At 48.2% G+C, this 21,311-nt stretch carries 19 protein-coding genes; 5 read left to right on the plus strand and 14 right to left on the minus strand.

Features of this window, described 5'->3' with window-relative positions:
- Window positions 1–5: 5 nt before the first annotated feature.
- Genes C4H11_RS07910 through C4H11_RS07920 form a run of 3 tightly spaced genes read left to right on the plus strand, consistent with a single transcriptional unit; the run spans window position 6 to window position 2,242 of the window.
- Window positions 6–1,160, plus strand: coding sequence for an acyltransferase (locus tag C4H11_RS07910; RefSeq protein WP_106041173.1), 1,155 nt, complete (start codon window positions 6–8; stop codon window positions 1,158–1,160).
- Between the two features lie 4 nt (window positions 1,161–1,164).
- The gene (locus tag C4H11_RS07915) at window positions 1,165–1,848 is read left to right on the plus strand and encodes a NigD1/NigD2 family lipoprotein (protein WP_106041174.1); all 684 of its coding nucleotides are present in this window, start codon (window positions 1,165–1,167) and stop codon (window positions 1,846–1,848) included.
- Between the two features lie 7 nt (window positions 1,849–1,855).
- A complete protein-coding gene (locus tag C4H11_RS07920; RefSeq protein ID WP_106041175.1) occupies window positions 1,856–2,242 on the plus strand; it encodes a rhodanese-like domain-containing protein in 387 nt (128 codons plus the stop codon).
- A gap of 235 nt (window positions 2,243–2,477) precedes the next feature.
- On the opposite strand, the gene cysS is transcribed toward C4H11_RS07920, so the two are convergent.
- From cysS to C4H11_RS07940, 4 genes are all read right to left on the minus strand, one after another.
- Complete coding sequence (cysS, locus tag C4H11_RS07925) at window positions 2,478–3,953, minus strand: cysteine--tRNA ligase (protein WP_106041176.1); 1,476 nt, start codon at window positions 3,951–3,953, stop codon at window positions 2,478–2,480.
- Window positions 3,954–4,500: 547 nt separating this feature from the next.
- Window positions 4,501–5,022: a hypothetical protein gene (locus C4H11_RS07930; RefSeq protein ID WP_106041177.1), complete on the minus strand. Its 522-nt coding sequence runs from the start codon at window positions 5,020–5,022 to the stop codon at window positions 4,501–4,503.
- Between the two features lie 16 nt (window positions 5,023–5,038).
- A complete protein-coding gene (gene yidD, locus C4H11_RS07935; RefSeq protein ID WP_106041178.1) occupies window positions 5,039–6,178 on the minus strand; it encodes a membrane protein insertion efficiency factor YidD in 1,140 nt (379 codons plus the stop codon).
- Between the two features lie 51 nt (window positions 6,179–6,229).
- Window positions 6,230–7,741: a GH3 auxin-responsive promoter family protein gene (locus C4H11_RS07940; protein WP_106043242.1), complete on the minus strand. Its 1,512-nt coding sequence runs from the start codon at window positions 7,739–7,741 to the stop codon at window positions 6,230–6,232.
- A gap of 114 nt (window positions 7,742–7,855) precedes the next feature.
- Here C4H11_RS07940 and C4H11_RS07945 point away from each other — a divergent pair, with 114 nt between their 5' ends.
- A complete protein-coding gene (locus C4H11_RS07945) occupies window positions 7,856–8,866 on the plus strand; it encodes an ATP-dependent 6-phosphofructokinase (RefSeq protein ID WP_106041179.1) in 1,011 nt (336 codons plus the stop codon).
- On the opposite strand, the gene rnc is transcribed toward C4H11_RS07945, so the two are convergent.
- Genes rnc through C4H11_RS07960 form a run of 3 tightly spaced genes read right to left on the minus strand, consistent with a single transcriptional unit; the run spans window position 8,825 to window position 11,236 of the window.
- Window positions 8,825–9,703 (minus strand): ribonuclease III, encoded by an 879-nt coding sequence (gene rnc, locus C4H11_RS07950; protein WP_106041180.1) that lies wholly within the window; start codon window positions 9,701–9,703, stop codon window positions 8,825–8,827. The two genes, C4H11_RS07945 and rnc, sit on opposite strands and share 42 nt — an antisense overlap.
- A gap of 9 nt (window positions 9,704–9,712) precedes the next feature.
- Complete coding sequence (gene fabF, locus C4H11_RS07955; RefSeq protein WP_106041181.1) at window positions 9,713–10,978, minus strand: beta-ketoacyl-ACP synthase II; 1,266 nt, start codon at window positions 10,976–10,978, stop codon at window positions 9,713–9,715.
- Window positions 10,979–10,999: 21 nt separating this feature from the next.
- On the minus strand, window positions 11,000–11,236 hold the full coding sequence (locus C4H11_RS07960) for an acyl carrier protein (protein ID WP_004291965.1): 237 nt from the start codon (window positions 11,234–11,236) through the stop codon (window positions 11,000–11,002).
- Window positions 11,237–11,385: 149 nt separating this feature from the next.
- Between C4H11_RS07960 and purN the strand changes: the two genes are divergently transcribed.
- Window positions 11,386–11,973 (plus strand): phosphoribosylglycinamide formyltransferase, encoded by a 588-nt coding sequence (purN, locus tag C4H11_RS07965; protein WP_106041182.1) that lies wholly within the window; start codon window positions 11,386–11,388, stop codon window positions 11,971–11,973.
- Here the strand turns inward: purN and C4H11_RS07970 are convergent.
- The 7 genes from C4H11_RS07970 to C4H11_RS08000 all read right to left on the minus strand — a co-directional run bounded on the left by C4H11_RS07970 (window position 11,964) and on the right by C4H11_RS08000 (window position 21,305).
- Window positions 11,964–12,182 (minus strand): hypothetical protein, encoded by a 219-nt coding sequence (locus C4H11_RS07970; RefSeq protein WP_106041183.1) that lies wholly within the window; start codon window positions 12,180–12,182, stop codon window positions 11,964–11,966. The genes purN and C4H11_RS07970 overlap by 10 nt on opposite strands.
- A gap of 246 nt (window positions 12,183–12,428) precedes the next feature.
- Window positions 12,429–12,818: a hypothetical protein gene (locus C4H11_RS07975; protein ID WP_106041184.1), complete on the minus strand. Its 390-nt coding sequence runs from the start codon at window positions 12,816–12,818 to the stop codon at window positions 12,429–12,431.
- Between the two features lie 43 nt (window positions 12,819–12,861).
- Window positions 12,862–15,024: a C13 family peptidase gene (locus tag C4H11_RS07980; RefSeq protein ID WP_106041185.1), complete on the minus strand. Its 2,163-nt coding sequence runs from the start codon at window positions 15,022–15,024 to the stop codon at window positions 12,862–12,864.
- Window positions 15,011–16,069, minus strand: a complete 1,059-nt coding sequence (locus tag C4H11_RS07985) for a type 1 periplasmic-binding domain-containing protein (protein ID WP_129588292.1) — start codon at window positions 16,067–16,069, stop codon at window positions 15,011–15,013. The genes C4H11_RS07980 and C4H11_RS07985 overlap by 14 nt, the downstream gene beginning before the upstream one ends.
- A gap of 22 nt (window positions 16,070–16,091) precedes the next feature.
- Window positions 16,092–17,198: a hypothetical protein gene (locus C4H11_RS07990; protein WP_106041187.1), complete on the minus strand. Its 1,107-nt coding sequence runs from the start codon at window positions 17,196–17,198 to the stop codon at window positions 16,092–16,094.
- Window positions 17,199–17,200: 2 nt separating this feature from the next.
- Complete coding sequence (locus C4H11_RS07995; RefSeq protein ID WP_106041188.1) at window positions 17,201–19,555, minus strand: MAC/perforin domain-containing protein; 2,355 nt, start codon at window positions 19,553–19,555, stop codon at window positions 17,201–17,203.
- Window positions 19,548–21,305 (minus strand): MAC/perforin domain-containing protein, encoded by a 1,758-nt coding sequence (locus tag C4H11_RS08000; protein WP_106041189.1) that lies wholly within the window; start codon window positions 21,303–21,305, stop codon window positions 19,548–19,550. Before C4H11_RS08000 ends, C4H11_RS07995 begins: the two co-directional genes overlap by 8 nt.
- Window positions 21,306–21,311 lie beyond the last annotated feature (6 nt).

Consider the following 21,311-nt stretch of genomic DNA (forward strand, 5'->3'; position numbering starts at 1 on the left):
TAATTATGAACGCGAACGTAGAATTTGATGAAATCCGACCTTATTACGATGAGGAGCTTCCACAGATTTATGAGGAATTGATTGCTGATGCGGCATTCCGCGAAGCTGTTTCAAGGGTTATGCCCGGTGTGCCTTTTGAACAGATCGCTCAACAGATGCGTGCCTGCAAGACCAAATTGGCGTTTCAGAAAGCTTTCTCCTACAACCTTATACAGAACATTATCAAAAAGGCTACGGATGGAGTGACATTGGATCATACCGCCTTGCCCGACGAAGGAAAGAATTTCACCTATATCTCCAACCACCGCGACATCATACTCGACTCCGGATTCCTCTCCGTCTTGCTGGTAGACGTGGGACTGGACACTCCGGAAATAGCCATCGGAAACAACCTGCTCATCTATCCGTGGATAAAGAAGCTGGTGCGTATCAATAAATCGTTCATCGTACAGCGCGGACTGTCGATGCGCCAAATGCTGGAGTCTTCCATCCGCATGTCGACCTATATGCACTTCGTCATTCACACGAAAAAACAATCCATCTGGATTGCCCAGCGCGAAGGACGTGCCAAGGATTCTGACGACCGCACGCAGGAAAGCGTATTGAAGATGCTTGCCATGGGGGGCGAAGGCTCCGTCATTGACCGATTGATGGAGATGAACATTGCACCGACCGCCCTCTCCTACGAGTATGACCCGTGCGACTATCTAAAGGCGTGGGAGTTTCAACTGAAACGTGACAATCCGGAATATAAGAAGTCTACCACCGATGACCTACTGAACATGAAGACCGGTCTTTTCGGTTATAAAGGACACGTACACTTCCGGCCCGGCACTTGCATCAATGATGAATTGAGCCGGATGGACAACACTCTGCCCAAGACGGAACTCTTCGCCCGCATATCGGCGTTGATAGACAAGCGTATCCATTCCAACTACAAGATGTATCCGAACAACTACGTTGCGCACGATCTTCTTGAAGGTAACGATAACTTCGCATCGCACTATACGCCGGAAGACCGTGAACGCTTCCTCTCCTATTTGGAAAAACAACTGGGCCGCATTGAGATTGTAGACAAAGACGAGAGTTTCCTGCGTGAGAAAATGTTGTTAATGTATGCCAATCCTTTGAAAAACTATCTGGCCGCAACAAAAGAATAATGATATGAACAGATATTCTTATGCATGGTTTCTGTCCGTACTGACCTGCTTGTCGGTGTCTTGCAGCGGTGAAGAGGAGCACTATTATCCGTCAGTAAAATCAGAGTTTCTGACCGGATTCTCAGGAGCTGATGGCACTTTACAGTCTGTGCAGACAGATGCCGGAACCACCTATCAGATATTGGAAAACGCTACAAAGACCACCATTCCTGCCGATTCGCTGATTCGGATGGTAGGCAGCTATACCGAAGCAACAGGCACAGACGGCACCACGGGAGTGAAGCTGTACGGCTGGATTGTTGCCGTATCTCCATTTCCGGTATCGCCCGACCGATTCAAGGAAGGTGTGAAGACAGATCCTGCCGATGTGCAAAGCATTTGGCCGGGTCTCGGCTACATCAATATCATATTGACCGTCAAGATGCAGAAGGCACTCCACCTTTTCCACTTTATTGAAGATGACGTACACGTAGATAAGGAAAGCGGTCGATGTGATGTTTTCTTGAGACTCTATCACGATGCAAAGAACGATGTGCAAGCTTTCACAAAACGCATCTATCTCTCCGTGCCTCTGCATCGCTACGTCGCAGCAGAAGGAATGAAGCAAGTAACCATACATTTTTCTCTGAACACGACCTCCGGAGAGCTAAAGACCTACAGCCTTAATTATACCCCACCTAACATGTAATATACCAATGAAATTTCTATTTACAAGCCTTTGTCTGTTCTTTTCCGCTCTCTTCTCTTGCCAGCAAAAGGGAAGCGGCTTCAAAAGTCTTTCCGTTGACGAGTTCACCACATTGATAGCTAACCCGGAGGTGCAACGATTGGACGTACGCACGGTCGTTGAATATTCCGAAGCGCATATCCCCGGTAGTATCAACATCAACGTGCTGGACAAGAATTTCGAGACAGTGACAGATTCTGTTTTGCAGAAAGACAAACCGGTCGCCTTATATTGCCGCAGTGGAAAACGCAGCAAGAAAGCCGCCTCCATATTAAGTGAGAAAGGATATACCGTCTACGATTTGAATGACGGTTTCATAGGCTGGCAAACAGCAGGAAAGGAAACAGAGAAATAGAAGCGCAAAGACAACAGGCCTCTTCTTTGATTTGTCCCGATTCAATCCGGACATGAGCAGTGTGCTTTAACAAAGATATTTTCAGGCGGGTGTGTCATTATGCCTGAATTGAAAAGTTTACCCCTGCTGCAATTATCTGCGACAGAGGCACTTTTCATAAAAGAGAGTTTTGCCCCCTCTAAAGAATAAAGGCATAATCCTCCCCCTTTTTCAGCCCATCTTCCTCCCCGTGCATTTATTTATTCAGCTTCCACTCGCTGCCTTCCTTGCCGTCTTTAATTTCGAAGCCGAGGGCGGTGAGTTGGTTGCGGATTTTGTCGCTGGTGGCCCAATCCTTGTTGGCTTTGGCTTTGGCACGCTCGTCGAGCAGCATGTCCACCACCTGGCCGAAGGCGGCCTCGCGGGCTTCGTTGGAGGCGTTCTCTTCTTTCAGGCCGAGGATGTCGAAGCAGAAGAGGTGGAAGGTTTCTTTCAGCTCCTGCAGGTCATCGGCGGTGAGGGTGTCGTTTCCGGCCAGCACGTTGTTCACCGTCTTGGCGGCGTCGAAGAGGTGGGCGATGACTATCGGAGAGTTGAGGTCGTCGTTCATGGCCTCGAGGCACTTGGCGCGCAGCGGTTTCACGTCTACCGTAGATGCGGTGGACGGCACTATCTTCTCCAATCCGCGGAGGGCGTCCATCAGTCGTGCCAGTCCCTTCTCGGCAGCCTGCAAGGCCTCGTTGCTGAAGTCCACCGTGCTGCGGTAATGGGCCTGGAGGATGAAGAAGCGGATGGTCATCGGGGTGTAGGCCTGCGTCAGCAACTGGTTGGAACCGTTGAAGAACTCTTCGAGGGTGATGAAGTTGCCGAGGCTCTTACCCATCTTCTGCCCGTTGATGGTAATCATGTTGTTGTGCATCCAGTAGCGCACCATGTCGTCGCCCTGACTGGCCACGGCTTGGGCTATCTCGCACTCGTGATGGGGGAAGACCAAGTCCATGCCGCCGCCGTGAATGTCGAAGTGCGCTCCGAGGTATTTCTTGCCCATGGCGGTACACTCGCAGTGCCAGCCGGGGAATCCGTCGCTCCACGGCGAGGGCCAGCGCATGATGTGCTCGGGTTGCGCTTTCTTCCAGAGAGCAAAGTCGGCAGGGTTGCGCTTCTCGTCCTGCCCGTCCAGCTCACGGGTGGTGTTGAGCACATCGTCGAGGTTTCGGCCGGAGAGTTTGCCGTAGTGATGGTCTTTGTTGTACTTGACCACGTCGAAGTAGACAGAACCTTCGCTCAGATAGGCATATCCGTTGTCGATTATCTTCTTAACCAATTCCTCCTGCTCAATGATATGTCCGCTGGCATGCGGCTCGATGCTTGGGGGCAGAACGTTGAGCGCGTTCATCGCACGGTGGTATCGGTTGATGTAGTATTGCGCCACTTCCATCGGCTCGAGTTGTTCCAAGCGGGCTTTCTTGGCTATCTTGTCTTCGCCCTCGTCGGCATCGTGCTCCAGATGGCCCACGTCGGTGATGTTGCGCACGTAGCGCACCTTGTAGCCCAAATGTTTGAGGTAGCGGAAAAGGAGGTCGAAAGTGATGGAGGGGCGTGCATGTCCCAAGTGCGGGTCGCCATAGACGGTGGGGCCGCAAACGTACATGCCCACGTGGGGGGCGTGCAGGGGCACGAACAGTTCTTTTCTTCTATTCAGGGTGTTGTAGACGGTCAGTTGATGTTCCATAACGCTTTCTTGTTTTGTAAATCGTATTCGGTTGCAAAAATAGAGATATATAATTGAATACGTAGACTTTTCGGAATGATTTATTGAGATTCTTGCATGTTTGTCTGCCGATTCTGCATAACCAAATTCCGATTTATGTCTCTTTATCGCTACGGCGCTTTTGATATTTAACGCGAATCCGGATAATCCGCAAACGCTTTTTCTGATTATTGGAAAAACAGCGATGGGATGGAGGAAAAATATTTACTTATTAGAGGGTGTTTTCCCTCGCTCCGGCTCGCTATATAGATGTCCCCGACTGGAAGTATAGATGCAGCACGCTCGGAATATACATGCAGTTTGGTGGAGATATATCTCCACCAAAACCGCCTTGCAGGTATCTCTCGCAGGGGATTCCTCTCAAAAGCTCTACGGTATTATTAATTGACACATTGGCATGGAGCAGCTATGCTCGTCGCCCAAAGTAAGAAGGAATCCTCCTGAAAGACTTTTCGATAGCCTTTTCGGTTTGTGTGCATGGAAAGCGCAAATAATAGAAACAACGTCTCTATGCGTCGATTTCCACGTTGGAACCCACCATGGCATTGACTTGTGTACCGGCAGGAATTTCGGCGTTGCCACCCTTTATCAGGAATCCGAAGAGGCAGCAGAAGGTCAGGATGATAGATAATGCCATCTGATTGTTGCCTTCGTCGTTCAGATTGCCGGCAGTCAGATAGATAGTGGTGCCGTCGACGGCTTTCACGCTTCTTACGGCGATTTCCAATTCACCTTGCATACCCAGCAGATTGTTCTTCTTGGCTCTTACCACCTGTCCCTGTGCGATGGAACCTGCCTCGATCACGGTCTTTCCATCCACTTTGATGTCGTTCGGCACTCTGAAGTCTACGATCTGGCCGCTGCGTGCACCGGCACTGGTGATTGTGCTCATGAGTTCCATGGGAACGATGGTTCCCGCTTTCAGCACTACCGTACCGTTAGGCAGGGTGAATGACATTGTCAGCATGGCGATGGCTATCAACAGAGTTACCGGCTTGAAGAATACCGATTTCATGAATTTGATAAACATAATGAGATTAAGTCTTTTAGTTAATAAAAATATTGTTAGAGTTCTCAAGTTGCTTGATTAACGTATTGTGCTTTTTCCGATTGTGCCTTGAAGCGCTGCGCCCCGCACCGTTGATGTTGCCTATATAGAACGACAAGGACATGAAACCGCATAAGCCGGCTACACCGTAGTTCTGCTGTTTGATGCTGGTGTAAGTGGCATATCCCAATAAAGAATTGATGACGAAAGCCGTCAGTGCGCTTCCTTTGTGCCCGGTGTAGAGATACCCTCCGCCGGGAATGATGGAGAGAATCCGTGCCAGCGCGGGGCTCTTCTTTTTTTGCCGTTCCATGCGGCTCAGTACCTCGAGGTTCTTGGCGGATAGTGTTTCCGGTTGTGTGGCCGAAGCTTTTGCGAAGTACTGTCGTGCCTCTGCAAACCTTTGGGCATCGGCCTCTATGATACCCCTTAGCGCATATGCCTTTTCGGTGGTCTCCGTATGCCCTTTTCTCTCTATGATGCGGTCGAGGATGTCGGCGGCAGAAGGGCGATTGTCGATGATGTAGTAGAGCATGGCGGCCTGCATCCCCACGTAGTCCGACTGCCGGATGTGTTCAGGAAATTCAGTCTCGTATTCGAATATTCCTTTTTCCATGCCTTGCGTGGCTCGGCGGCACAGCAACTTTTGCGCATAAAGCGTATCGCTTGCCTGCGGATTGAAGAAGAGTACTCTTTCTATTTCGAGCAAGGCAGTCTGGTATTCTTTTCTGTTGATGAGGTGATTGATGAATAGCCGTGTGTCTTCTCTTCCTGTTGAGCGTTTCAGTATGTCGGTGCCCGGAAGGGGGTAGTCTGTTCGGTGGGGGGTATGGTAGTATGGGTAGTCTATGAGGCTTCTGTAGCCATGCGGAGAGGCGATGTCGTAGAACTTCGCGTCGTGGCTGCACCTCATCATTCGGTCGGCAACCAACGTGATGGCCTCCGCAAACGGGCGCTCCTTGAAAACCATGCGGCCGAATGCCGAACAAGAAGGATACATGGCGCAATGGCTGTTCTTCTGTTCGCTGATATATTGTTGATAGAACCGGATGTAAGCGTCTGCTGCTTTGGAGGAGTCTTGCGCCCAAAGCGGACAGATGGCAACGAGCAATAGTATGTAAAGCAATGTATGTTTCATTTTAGAATAACAGATTCTGGATACTCGGTCGGCAGCGCAATCGTGCTGTTTCTACCTGTTCAGTCGCAGCATCTCCTCCATGTACTCCCTTGTGTTGCTCAGTCGCGGCACTTTATGCTGCCCGCCCAGCTTCCCCTTGCTGTCCAGCCAGTCGTGGAACAGGTGCTTGCGGGCAACGACAACCTCAGGCAGTTGCAGGGCCAGGTCATTCTGTCGCTTGGCTTCGTAGTCGGAGTTGACTTCTTTCAGCGTGGCGTCCAGCGTCTTCACGAACTCTTCCATGCTGTTCGGCATTTGGGCGAACTCTATTAGCCATTGGTGGCGGCATTTGGCGTTTTTGTCCATGAAGACGGGGGCGGCGGAATAGTCAGAAATCAGTGCGCCCGTGGCACCACATGCCTTGACAAGCCCTCTTTCCGCATTATCCACTATCAGCTCCTCTCCGAAAGCGTTGATGAAATGCTTGGTACGTCCGGTGATGACAAACTTGTAGGGGTTCTTTGACGTGAACTTCACCGTATCGCCAATCATGTAGCGCCACAAGCCGGCGGAAGTGGAGATCACCATCGCGTAGTTCTTGTTCAGTTTCACCTCTTCCAGACAATAGGTACGCGGGTTGTCCATCCCCACGTCTTCCAACGGTATGAACTCGTAGAAGACGCCGTAATCTATCATCAACAGCATGGAGGGGTCGTTCGGGTCGTTCTGCGTGCCGAAGTAGCCTTCCGAGGCGTTGTAGGTCTCTATGTAGTGCATCTTGCTGCTGCGTATCACCTCTTTGTATTGTTCGCGGTAGGGCGTAAAGGCCACTCCTCCGTGGAAGAACACTTCAAGGTTGGGCCATACCTCATCGAGGCTCTGCTTGCCCGTCTTTTCGAGTACGTGCTTGATGAGCACCAACATCCACGACGGCACGCCCGAGAGGTTGCTCACGTTGGTGCGGATGGTTTCGTTGGCAATTGCCTCCATCTTTGGCTCGAAGTGTTCCATCAGGGCAGTATGCTTGCTTGGCACCCGCACGAGGTTCACCAGCGGATTAATGTTCTCTATCAGTATGGCCGAAAGGTCGCCCACAAGGCTGTGGTTGGTATTCAGGTTGGGGGCGTGGCTGCCTCCCAGTATGAGTCCCTTGCCGGAGAAGAAGCGGCTTTCGGGGTTCTGCCCCAAATAGATGGCTACGGCGTCCCTGCCTCCTTTGTAGTGCGTGTCTTGCAAAGATTCCCGGCTGACGGGCAGGAACTTGCTCTTGTCGTTCGTTGTGCCCGACGATTTGGCAAACCAGCGTATCTCCGAAGGCCATAGCAGATTCTGTTCGCCTGCGCGCAGGCGGGTCACGTAGGGCTTTATCTCTTCGTAAGTCTGCATGGGGACGCGGTTCTTGAAATCTTCATAAGTGCAGATAGAGGCATAGTTGTACTTCTTTCCCCATTCTGTATCTGTGCCCATTCCCACGAGGCGTTGCAACACATCTTGTTGCAATTTACCAGCATGGTAAGCATATTGCTCAATTTCTTTCAGGCGAGGAGAAAAATAGATTCTATTCAGGACTTTTGTGACATTCATCATTCTCGGTGAAATCTTGTTTTTAAAGTGCAAAAGTAATCTTAATTTATCTTCTTCTCTATCTTTTTTCTCTTTTTTTTATATCTTTACGGGGATATAAAACTGACACATCTTATGAGAATCGGAATTTTAACCGCAGGAGGCGATTGCCCCGGCATCAATGCCACCATTCGTGGTGTATGTAAGACGGCCATTAACCATTATGGCATGGAAGTAATGGGCATTCACAGTGGATTTCAGGGGCTACTGACGAAAGACGCAGAACTGTTTACGGAAAGTTCTTTGTCGGGTTTGCTCAATTTGGGTGGTACAATGCTGGGCACGTCGCGCGAGAAGCCCTTCAAGAAAAACGGAGTGATGTCCGATGTGGATAAACCCGCTCTGATAGAGAAGAATGCCAAGGAAATGGGACTAGACTGCATCGTTTGCATCGGTGGAAACGGCACGCAGAAGACGGCTGCCAAGTTTGCCGCCAGAGGAATGAATATTGTTTCCGTACCCAAAACCATCGACAATGACATTTGGGGAACCGATTTCTCTTTCGGTTTCGATTCGGCAGTCAGTATTGCCACGGATGCCATAGACCGTCTGCACTCCACCGCCAGTTCGCACAAACGCGTGATGGTGATCGAGGTCATGGGACACAGGGCGGGATGGATAGCTCTTTATTCGGGCATGGCAGGAGGAGGAGATGTGATTCTGATTCCTGAGATACCCTACGACATCCGTAAGATAGGCGAAACCATCTTGAACAGACTGAAGAAAGGGAAGCCTTATTCCATCGTGGTAGTAGCCGAAGGCATCCGTACCGACGGCAAGAAACGTGCGGCAGAGTATATTGCGCAAGAGATAGAATATGAAACGGGCATCGAAACCCGTGAGACTGTGCTGGGCTACATTCAGCGCGGCGGCTCGCCCACACCGTTCGACCGCAACCTCTCCACCCGTATGGGCGGGCATGCTACGGAATTGATAGCCAACGGACTGTTCGGCCGCATGATTACGTTAAAAGGTAATGACATAGACTCCATATCACTCGAAGAGATTGCAGGCAAGCTGAAGTTAGTGACCGAAGAATGCGATTTAGTCGTTCAAGGGCGCAGAATGGGGATTTGCTTCGGATGATTCTTCTTCCGTCGGCTCTGCTATGAGTCCATTTTCCATCTCTTCCATGGCCTCTTCCACCAAGCAACTTTGCTCTTTGACAGCCAGAATTTCCTCCATGAAAGCGTTGTTATCTTTGATTTTCTTCAGAGCCATTTGCGCGGCGTTCTGCTGCGACTCTTTCTTGGAGTAGCCCGTTCCGGTTCCGGCCGATAGGCTTTCGATGCGTACTTCGGTGCGAAACATCGGGTTGTAGTCTTTGTCGAGCAGTTGCTCGATGAGTTCGAAAGACACCTCCATCTTGTTCTTTTGGCTCCATTCGATGAGTTTTGACTTGAAGTTCATCTCTTTGCGCGACATTTTGTCGAGGTCAATGTGGTTCTTGAATATCTTTTTCTCCATAAACTGTCTGCAACGCTCGTAGCCCTGATCTAAATAGATGGCGCCGATGAGAGCCTCGAAGGCGTTGCCATACATGTAGCTGTTGTGCGAAGAAGAGCGAGTGGAATACTTCACCAATTTGTCCAGACCGATTTCCACGGCAAGCTTGTTCAGTGTTTCGCGTTGCACTATTTTGGAACGTGTGTTGGTGAGGAAGCCTTCGCGTCGACCTTCGAAATGTCTGTAGACGATATCGCCCACAATGGCGTCAAGGATGGCGTCACCCAGAAATTCCAGCCGTTCGTTGTTGATGGGGTTCCCCTTTTCCGAGCGCAGAGAGGTGGATTTGTGCAGCAAGGCTTGTCGATAGATTTTGATGTTGCGGGGAAAGAAGCCGAGGATTCTGTAGAAACAAAAATAAGACTCTCTGTCTTTGCGGAACAAGAGCCTTATTTTACCTATTTGGTTACGTAACACGACCGTATATTATTCTGCGTATTTCTTGAAAATGACACACGCATTATGACCACCGAATCCGAAAGTATTGGAAAGGGCCACGTTCACCTCGCGCTTCTGCGCTTTGTTGAACGTAAAGTTCAAGTCATAGTCGATGTTTTCGTCGTTATCCCCCTCTTCGTGGTTGATGGTGGGAGGAACAATGCCGTTCTTGATGGCGAGGATGCTTGCAATGGCCTCTACCGCACCGGCGGCTCCCAGCAAGTGGCCCGTCATGGATTTTGTCGAACTGATATTCAACTCATAAGCATGCCGGCCGAATACCTCTTTGATGGCTTTGGCTTCCGATACATCACCTACGGGAGTGGATGTGCCGTGAACATTGATATAGTCTACTTCTTCGGGGTTCATCTCCGCATCTTCCAACGCATTCTCCATCACTAATCTGGCCCCCAAGCCTTCGGGATGGGAAGCTGTCAAGTGATGAGCGTCTGCTGACATGCCTACGCCGGCCACTTCCGCATAGATTCTTGCTCCACGGGCTTTGGCGTGCTCCAGTTCTTCAAGAATGAGGCAACCGCCGCCTTCTCCCATGACGAATCCGTCGCGGCTTGCACTGAAAGGGCGCGACGCGGTTTCGGGAGATTCGTTGCGGGTGGACAATGCGTGCATGGCGTTGAAACCGCCTACGCCGCAAGCGAAGATGGCTGCTTCCGAGCCGCCGGATACGATGGCGTTGGCCTTACCCAGACGGATGAGGTTGAAAGCATCGGCTATGGCGTTGGTGGAAGTGGCGCATGCAGAGCAGGTAGCGTAGTTGGGGCCATGAAAACCGTACATGATGGAAATCTGTCCGGCAGCGATATCCGAAATCATCTTGGGGATGAAGAACGGATTGAATTTCGGGCCGTTTTCCTTGCCGGTCAGGGCATAATTACCCGCTTCTTCTTCGAATGTACGGATACCACCGATACCGGCGCCGAAGATGACTCCGATTCTGTTTAAATCTTCTTTTTCGACATCAAGACCAGAGTCGTCCACCGCTTCTTTGGCCACGGCAATGGCATATTGTGTGTACAAGTCCATCTTGCGGGCTTCTTTGCGGTCTATGTATTTTGTTGCGTCGAAGCCTTTCACTTCACATGCAAACCGGGTCTTGAAAAGCGATGCGTCGAAATAAGTAATAGGTCCCGCTCCACTAAGCCCATTCACCAGATTCTCCCAAAATTCGGGGACAGTGTTGCCAATGGGAGTAACGGCACCGAGACCTGTTACTACAACTCTTTTTAATTCCATTTTATGAACTGATGGATAAAGTTACTTTGCGTGTTCTTCGATGTAAGATACAGCATCGCCCACAGTGCCAATCTTTTCGGCTTGGTCATCGGGAATGGAGATGCCGAACTCTTTTTCGAATTCCATGATCAGTTCCACGGTGTCAAGAGAATCAGCTCCTAAATCGTTAGTGAAGCTAGCTTCGTTAGTAACTTCTGATTCTTCTACGCCCAATTTGTCGACGATAATCGCTTTCACTCTTGATGCAATTTCAGACATAACTTTAAGTTTTTAATTAATAATTGGTTTTATTTCTTTAATTTTGCGGTGCAAAGGAATAAATATTTATTGTTCCTCGCAAATATTTGATGAATTAAATGCAAAGTTTTGCACATTTTTCACGTTTTTGTGCAGCAAAAGGAGGGCTTATGGGGAAAAATATCGCTGTTTTGGCATCGGGAAACGGCACAAATGCCGAGAATATCATCCGTTATTTCCGTGAAAAGAGTTCGGCTCGTGTGGCTTTGGTCTTGACAAACCGGCAGAATGCCTTTGTTCTGGAACGTGCAAAGTGGCTTGAAGTGCCTTGCGCCTACTTCTCGAAGAGCGATTGGGAGAGTGGAGAAGCGGTTTTAGCGATGCTTCGCCGATATGATATAGACTTTGTGGTGCTGGCGGGCTTCTTGGCGCGCGTGCCCGACAATGTTTTGCATGCTTATCCTGATCGAATGATCAATATACATCCGTCACTGCTGCCCAAGTTCGGAGGAAAGGGTATGTATGGCGACCGAGTGCACGAGGCTGTGATTGCCGCCGGCGAGCAGGAGAGCGGTATCACGATTCATTATACGAACGAGCGCTACGACGAGGGTGCCGTGATTTGTCAACTGAAGTGTCCCGTGCTGCCCGATGACACACCTGACAGTCTGGCACAGCGCATCCACCAATTAGAGTACGAGCATTATCCTAAGGCGATAGAGCAACTGTTGCAGGGACATGCTCCTATTTATTTGTAGAACCGGTTGAGAGGGATGGATTCGTCCAGCTTACGAGGGCCTATTTTATAATTGTCCAACGGATTCATTGTGCTGTCGCAAATCTCTATGTATTCCAAGGGAAGTTTTTCCAAAATGGTGTTGTTTTCCACGATGAAAGCGTAATTCAGATGACTGCCTACGACGTGCCATTCTCGTGAACTTGTATCGGTCAAAAATGCCCATGCCATCCTACAGTATTGATGAAAAAGCGATTGTAGAGGTCACGAAGCGACATCGACGGATTAGCTGTGATGCAGTCTTGCAAAGTAGAAGTGAACCCTCTCCGCCGATGCCTACTTTTGTATAATTCCCGGTTGCGGTTTTTGTATTATGGATGACAAATGCGCCATGTGCCTGCCAGAAACCCGGCTATAACAAGGTGAGCAGCTTGGCTTATCCCGAACTCAGGTTTTATGATACTGAGACCTTCCTTCTTACTCATACTTGTATGTTTTGATAACCTTATTCGTTACGGTTTCCCCTTCAGTGTTTGATTCTCCCCGATGAATCTCCACATTCCCTTTCAAAGTGGGATAGGCGGTTCGCTGTCTCTGATATACGGCATCGCAGGCTTTGACTATCTCACTGTCCTTTGTTGTGGTGAGATACAATCCTCCCATCATTTTACCGATGGCTTCCGTATATTCCGGAATGGCGACTAATACGCCCATCATGCTGCCAGAAGAGTCTACGAGACTACCTTCCGCAACATAAGTGATGATGAGCGTCTCGTCGTCATCACTGGAACAGGAAGTAAAACTGAATGTCACTGTCATCATGCAAACAAGAGCCAAAAGGCTTTTCATTAAATTTTTGATTTTCATATTCTTTGATTTTAAATGTATTATTATTTTCTATCCTCAACTCTTACTCCTTGCCTGAGGTCATGAATTCCCTCATCGAATTATCATACAGGCTGCCAAAGTTTCTGGCATTATAGACCTTGACATGGGAGCCGGTGGTGGTACGTGCCAGCGTATAATACAGGTCACGCAGGCTGATGTACGCATTGTCGCTGACAGCTTTCTGAAAGCCCTTGGTAAAACCGTTGGAACGAAAAACGCCAATCGTCTTGCTCCACACATCGGCGTGGCTTGTCTCATAAGGGCTGGCGGCAGTAATGAACAACGTGCCGGGTAGCCCCGTACAATATTCACCGAGTCCGCCGCTATAACAGGACTCAATGGCGAAGAGCAGCTTACGGTGGGGTGTATCGGCAAGCATTTCCTTCATCTGCCGATAAGAGACGGACTTCTGACCGCCAAAATCCATAGAACCCACCATGCCGTGTCCACTCCAAAAAACGAACACATTGTCATCACTATCGGCTTCTATCACATGCGGTAAACGCTCGCTGCGCTTGCCCTGCAGAATATCGCCGATATCCTCCGGTGACAAATCTCTCAATTTATAGTCTATGGCTGAAGCATTATAAAGGTTATCGCCAGTCTCACTGACACGTATAATTCCTTGTTCCGTATTCTTGTCGTTATACGCCAAATCGTCTTCGCAAACAAGCACGATGTGATCGTCCGGGTAGCCATGCTGTTTAAGAATTTGATAAATAGCAGACACATCGGCTTGAAACCGGTAATTTCCCCAGCCCTTGGATGCCGCTATCAGAAGAGCCCATTGGTCATCAAGTTGCGGATAAGTGAAATGACTGCCGTCTGAAGCATTGAGGTTTTGTACATGCGAAGCTTTCCAGTCCCATATACTCTTTGACGAAGAGGTGCGCTTGCTTCCATCGGTACTCACATATTCTGTCGTAACGAATTTTCGGTTATAAAGGTACCATCGTCTGAAAGTGCTCTCCACGACACAGGAATGCGTCTGCTCGTCAAACGTCCAGGTGCTGGAAGCTCCGTCAATGTCAGGCGTCACTCCTATGGCCAGTTGCCGGAAATTATCCCGCATGTCGGATGGAAGCCAACTTCCACCCTTGCCGTCACGACCGTCAACGACTTTGAGAACTGCATCGTTCAGTGACTGTTTGGTGTAGTGCGACAAAACGGCTGCGTAGGCAACCAGGCAGAGCGCATCATAAAATTGTGCTTCACCATTAATCAAGTCCTCACCGAAATGCTGCCTGTAAGCCAGACTAAAGCCTGATTCCGGCATGGCGTAAAGGTCAACTCCCTGATAGGCGGTATGTTTCATCTCATTGGCAATGCGGTCGGAAACAAAGGTATCACTACAATATACGTTTGGGATGTAAAGAGGTTTTCCGTTTTCAAGTGCTTTCAGTTCGGTCTTCATTTTCCCTATTTCATCATCAAAGACCAAGGCCATTTCCACATCAGACGGGTTAAACACCAAAGCCTTAACACCTTGTCGCCAATCCGTACCACAAAGCTGCCGCACATAACGCCTCACATCATCTGCCGTGTTATAAAGATAAATGCCGTCCACCTTCAACCCATACTCTTCGGCAATGAACCCGAACCACTCCTCATAGTCATTGCTCTCATCGGCCGTAAGCAATGAAACTGACTCTTCTGTTACATTGCTGGCAATACCTGCAATCAGCACTTCCAGCTGGGCGATGTTACTCTCCGCCATGTTCCACACGAAAGCAGTATTGGCAAACTTGCGCTGATATTCCGTTTGTGTAGCCGAGGGGGTAATCATAGGCTTTTGATAGGCTTTCTTCACATTCAGTTTCTGTGCCATCAAAGTGGCATGCGTGGATGTGGTCGGTCCTACAACGGCAACAATGGTAGTATCTTCCGCAATCTGCTTCATGCGGTTCTCTATGTCCTCTACATCCTGATTATAGAATTCCAGCTGCAACTCCACCCGATTGGGCATCCCCTGTTGTGCATTGGCTATATTTTCCAAAGTCCACCGGGCGGTTCGTTTCCATCGCTCCTGCTCATCTTCTCCCATCAGGACTGCCACTTTCAACTTCTTCGTATCATGCTGCTGCACGACCGCATCATCATCCGAACAAGCGGTCATGCACCATGCAACAACTAAGCAGAGTGGAAACAGCCATGCATTTAACATTGTGAGTTTATTTTTGCTCATACTCCGCCTCCTTTCTTTCCGCCTCCTTATAATAGGTGTTATACAATTTCAAAAAAGCGTCATTATCCTCATACCTGCCATCCCATATGTTCACATTATCCACAAAATTGGGCGTTATCACAATGTCTGTCGCACCTTCGGAAAGTCCGATTCGTCTTGCAGAAGGCCACTCTTTGCCTATAATCCAATCGTCCAGATATGATTTGATTATATCTCCGATACGAATGACCATGGAGAAAGGGATACGTGTACTTTGCCCGGCCTGATCCACATCCATTCCGATAGACAGAGCCTGGGTCAAATCATCACCATTAAGGAATTTAGTAATCCCCGTACCGGAACCTCCAAGCAACGGAAATATCATTTCGTCATAATCCCAATTTTGTTCGGCTCGCCTGTAAATGGTATGGTAGGCGGAGTCCGGCATGGCAAAACCTTCTTCTCCGTCAGCCAGATATTGCAAGGTGAGTTGTCTATTACCACTACTGTGGGCACTATGGCCGGCACGAAATCCGGCTATCGCATCTTCTAAGGTAGAAAAACCAGGTGCAGCGGCAAGAATGAAAGCATCAAACTCTTTCGACATGGCTCCTGCCAAATAGGCCGCGCCATAGCGGTTTACCATTACCGTACTCACGCCTTCGATTCGTTCGTTCGACTCTAAAAGCAACACGCGGCTACCCCGCCCGATTAAGGTGGGCGGGATACGTTTCAGCAACTCTTCGTATGCCGAATTTCCGGCAACAAGCACCACGGAGTCGGCGGAGGCATTGTGGGAAAGCCACTGCCGGTACATTGTCTCAGCTTCTGCCATATCTCCGGGCTGTAACAGCTTCACGGGCACGCCACTTTCTTCCATAAAAGCAAAGATACCCTTGGCGGCAACGTCATTATAGCCGTTGTCGCCAAGGCCGTTGGGGGAAACCAGCAAAGTGACAGCTGACTGCTGAGATTCTACAATTTCCGGCTCGAATTCATTGTTGTTGCAGGATACAAACAATGTCGCCGATAGAGCTATTGTAATAATTTTAATCGCTTGCCTCATACATACTTCTCATTTACATGACTTAGCTTAAGCCTCGGAATATACATTCCCATTCTTCGGGATTAACCTTAAAACTTTGGTCAAAATAGAAGCAATGTGAGCCTTCGGTAGGTACTGGCGTATTCTTATGAGTATAGAACTGCCTCCAATGACTACATGTCCTATCGGGGTAAAAAGTAGTTCTATATACTGTTACATCATAGCATCTATACGCCCTCCATAAATGATAATCCCAATCGTGGCCTCTATCAAACGTTATACTACTATCACCGCTTAGATTAAACAATTCGTGGAATAATGTATACCTGTAAGGGTAATACGTGAACTGTTTTCCGAATAAAACAAACTCTCTTGTAATAGTGCCTATTTCTTTTAACGCTGTAGCATATTTCGATGGATAGCATTGCATAATGTTTGCCAAACAGTTAAATGCCTGTTCGTCTGCTGTATTCATCCAAAGGGTAAATTCTCCTTGCCAATGGGTATACTTCCTAAACTTATCTTCCTCACACCCTCCGCCTAAGGTAAGCATAATTCCACGTGAGCCTTGCGCCTTGTTGACACAAAGATATAGGAGGCCTGTCTTTTTATTCTTCCAGAAGCTCATAAATAGGAAAGGAGAGCCTATATCATTCTCGGGCCAACGCTCATTCGGTATGAAAACAATACTTGTCAGCGAGTTGCTCAACTCTGGGCAATCCACCTCAATACGCGCCATTTCCTCCTCGTTTTCTGAAATCGAAAAGGATAATTTCATATCGTTTAGATGCACCTTATTTCCTTCAAAAGTATCGCTCTCGCTTTCGTTGAAAACGGAAACAATACCGTTCCAAGCAGCATGAGCTTCTGAAATGTTGTTGATACCGACGTAATGAACCGTAGGCTTCGCTTCGTCCAACACCGCGCCGTAACGTGAAGTATAGGCAACTGTTCCGTCCGCAAGGGTGTCGACAGTACAAAGACTTTTCAACAACGTCTGTCGTTGCAACTTCTGATAAATCTGTGTCACTTCTTTCGTATCGTCGTCGGACGGGATGTCGTCATTACTATCACGACAAGCTGTCATCGTGAAGCCAACAAACAGCAAAAGCAGCATCTTAATAAACTGAAGTCTTGAGAACGTTTTCATAACTATTGATATTTATAATGTGATGAACGATAGGGGCGTACCGGATACCAATTATCACGTTTGCGTTCTGTATTACACAGTTGCAAGGTGTAATTGGGAGATATAACCAATACACTTCCCGATAAACTATTCTCTTTCGATGCTATAAAACATTGTTGATTATTGTATCTTAATTTGTATCCTCCATCCGAGAATTTCTTGCCATTATTCAAATCATCATAACGACCATAGTACCCGACAAATTGTGCATCAAAGCCTGATTGTTGTGATGGCAAGAGGGCTTTGCAATGCCCGCCGATAAACTTTTGCAACTTTCTCAAATCTGACAGTCGTGGTACGTACCAATGGATACGATTGCCATCACTATCCGTCTTGTCGTCGAACAGGCCAGGGAAAGAACTGTGGAAACCATAGCTGTTACCATAGAAAATGTTAGCATAAAGCATACCATTGATAATATCATTGTAAATCGTAAAATCACCCTCAGGATTATTGATGTTTATAGGCTCGCCAAACTGCATATCATCCTTGATATTGCAACGCGTCCAATAGCCGGAACCGATTTTGACTACGGGGTATCGATTACCGCCATGAAAATCCATAAAATGATCTTTCGTAGTAATTCTTCCTGCCCGTAACGGAACGCCTTGATTTTCAGCGAAGAGATTGCCGTGCAAATGGTATAATGTATTCAGTTTATCCGATGATCCATAACCTTCAATCGGATTGACGTAGACATCGGCATCTGAAAAGAAAAGATAAGCAGGGCGGTATTCTCCATCACCCGGAAACAGTCCCATCGTGATGCGTGTAACGCCATTGACGATGGGGTAAACCACCGTGATACGTTTGTCGGAACGGACAGTGGGCACATACTCGTTGCAAATCTCAGCAATGGGGACGTTATTAAAGCTCAGCACACGCACAAGCGATGTTGTGTTTTTTGAGTCGAACTCCATTATGTCCTTGGTGAGCGGCAAGAGGTAATTATCGATACCCAGTTCCGCATCACTGAATACATTCCTCTGTTCATTGGCCATAGAAGTAACTATGGACAGAATTTCGTTGCTTACGGCCTTGTTGGGGAACAGTTCCCAAATCGGGATAAAGGTGAAATCCACGGCATCAAGAACATCATCCGTACGAGCTGTAATACTTCCTGACCAATCATTTAATAACGAACTTGACAGCGTATTCGTCCCGGTATCAGAAAGTTGCGCTACATTGCTCTCCAGTGCTTTTCTGGAACTTTCCGACCCGCCGTAGATATTGATGGCACCTTTTCCCGAAAAAGAGCTATTAACACTTTTCATCACATCAGAAGACGATTTGCCTCCGGTTAAGGTCTTGAATACCGTTTCCGTTGTTTCCTCAAGTGTCGTTACAAGGTTACGCGAATAGGTCACGGCAAGGTCGATGGCACCTCCCAAGGATGTCTGTACGATGACGTGGGTGCCATATTGTTCGAGCATTTTTCTGATGAGACCCTCCCTGACACTTCCCGAGGCTTTACTTATTTCTTTGTAAAGATCATAGAATCCTTTGGAGAAAGGGAGCTTTCCCGACTTTATGATGTCGGGATTGTGGCAGATGTATTTCAATGCCCCTACGTCCATAGATTTTGAACCCACCACTCGCACCATACGCGCATAGCCGTAATATTGTTCGTTGATAGCCTCCCGGGATATGTGCTTGTAACGCTCAACAGTCTTCTTGAACCCAAGCACGTTGGTGGTCTTTGAGGTCTTTTTCGTGAGCTTGCTCTGCATTTCCGACAGTGAATAAGCCGAATAAAACTCATAATACATTTCGCCTCGCACGCCTTCCTGTATGGAAATGAAGGTACTGTCACTATTAAATTCGCGAAGCCTGGCCTCACTTATCACGCTTCCACGGATACTTGTAGAACATTTATAGTCGTCGAAACAGGAAAAGCCTCGACCCACCCTATAAAGGGAAGACGCATCGTCATTATCCCCGAGCTTTCCTTTTTGAACCAGTTCCACGACCGAGATCGATCCGTCGGTGCGGTTGGTCAGCGTCAGTTTCGCCAATCTCTCCTCCACATCGGTATTTGCCTCGGGCAGCACATCGAACAGGCCATCGGAAGGTAAGGTGTCCGACTTGATGGTCAGCCACTCCGCATCCGTAGATATCCCGATAACATTTCCCGGGGCGAGTCCTTCTGTTTCTAAACCTATCGTGTGGTAACGCCGCTCCGCTTCCAGCGTCTCGCCGGTCGTCACAACTGCCTTCCACGCCGTTTGGTTGATATCGGGTAATATCTCATCATCTTTGCTGCATGATGCCAGAAAGCAGAGTGCTAATAATATGAATAATATTATTCGGTCACTCATAATATTTCAACTCGTTTGGGTTATATATATACACATAGTCATCATTCCTCTTCATTGTTTTCAATGTGTTGTCATACGACCAACCCGGAATGCTTGTTATTGGAACTTTGTCCCGGGTAGCAGGGAGGAAGAAGTTCCTCTTTTCCTTTTTGACAAAATAGGTTGTCGCGCCGGTGTTGTATGAACCATCGACATTGAAAGGTTTGTCGGTTTCCAAATAGGGAACGGGATGTGCCGGACTATAGGTTATGTTGTTGTAGGCGGTAAATGAAGGTACGCCTGCCGTTACATAAATCGTTTCATTGTTATTTGCCTCGCCTTTGTCAGTCACAATGCAGTCGTCACCCTTCCAAGCCACATTATAAACACGGCCATTATGCCGGCACAACCCGTTATACAACTGGATGCGACCTTCGTAGATGGGATACACCACGCGTACATGCTGCAACGGGTCGATGGTTTCCACACGTTCCGTACAAATGGTGGCCACATGCCGACCGGCATACACCAGATTGACGACATCGGGCGAAGCGCACGACTTCTCGCTGGTTTTGCCGATCACATATTTAATGTTCTCAGGGTTATAGGGGAATGAAACGTTGATAAAGTTGCGGTTGCCAAGGAGGTCGATGAGGTCTTGCATGGAATCATTGATGATGCTGCGGATTCGCTTTTTTGCCGTAGGATCGTTCACGAATTTATGGATAGGTGTGAAGTCCATGCGGATGACAGAAGTGGCGTCTTTTTCAAAATCATCCGGGTTGAACACGACACTTGACTGCCATTGGGTGAGGGCGGAAGGAGTCACCTTGTTTACACGATAATTGTTCATATTGGTCAGTTCGTCAAGATATCTCACATTACCACCCAAAACTTTGATATAGCATTTGGAATCCTCCAAATACTTATATCCTTCGGTCGAACTGCCACCTTCCCACGAAGCTTTGAACATACCGTTCAACACGTCTGCCGAAAGAGCCGCTTCCGTATTCTCAACAGTCTTGTAACGCTTGGCATCTAATTGCACCAACACTCTCAGTGAACCCCCTACCTCTGCGTATGTCACCACATGGGTTCCATAGGTATGGATAAAGGAGTCCACACAAGCCAAAAAGTTCTTTTCCGAAGCCTCGGCTACCTGTCTTACCGCATCGCGGAACGAAGCGGTAAGCACAGTGGGGTGCGTCTTGGCCAATTCTATGATGGCATCCGGGTATATTCTGTAACTACCACTTAATATTTTACTTTGGGCATCCACGATGTAACAATCCGTTGTCCCGTCTTCGAAAATGCTGCATTCATATCTGGCATTACCTCCGGCAACAAGAGTGATGCTACCTTCCGCATCTGCCTTCAAGTTGGAATTCTGGACGTATTGGGTAAAGGAATGATGTACATTCCCCTCCATTGTAACCTTCTGCTCTGTATTGGCAGTGTATAGATAGAACTGTGAAATATCTGCAAGGCGATCCAGCTCAGCGCGGTTGACCACCTGACATCGTATATCGTCTAAAGAATAAGACCCTCCTGTAGTTGCATTGTAGCTATACCCCACGGCATGATCCCGAAGAAAGTAGCGCTGACTCTGCGCCCGTGTCCATACTTCCGGTGAATGCCAGACGGCATTTCCGGAAGTATCATCACGCATATCGGCTATTTTTTCAAAATCGTCACTGCACGCTGTCATGTTACTCAACATGACAGCGGCTGTAAGATAATAGATATAATAGATAAAGAATGGTCTTTTCATAAAAAA

It is taken from the genome of Bacteroides zoogleoformans, assembly GCF_002998435.1.
GTDB classification, from domain to species: domain Bacteria; phylum Bacteroidota; class Bacteroidia; order Bacteroidales; family Bacteroidaceae; genus Bacteroides; species Bacteroides zoogleoformans.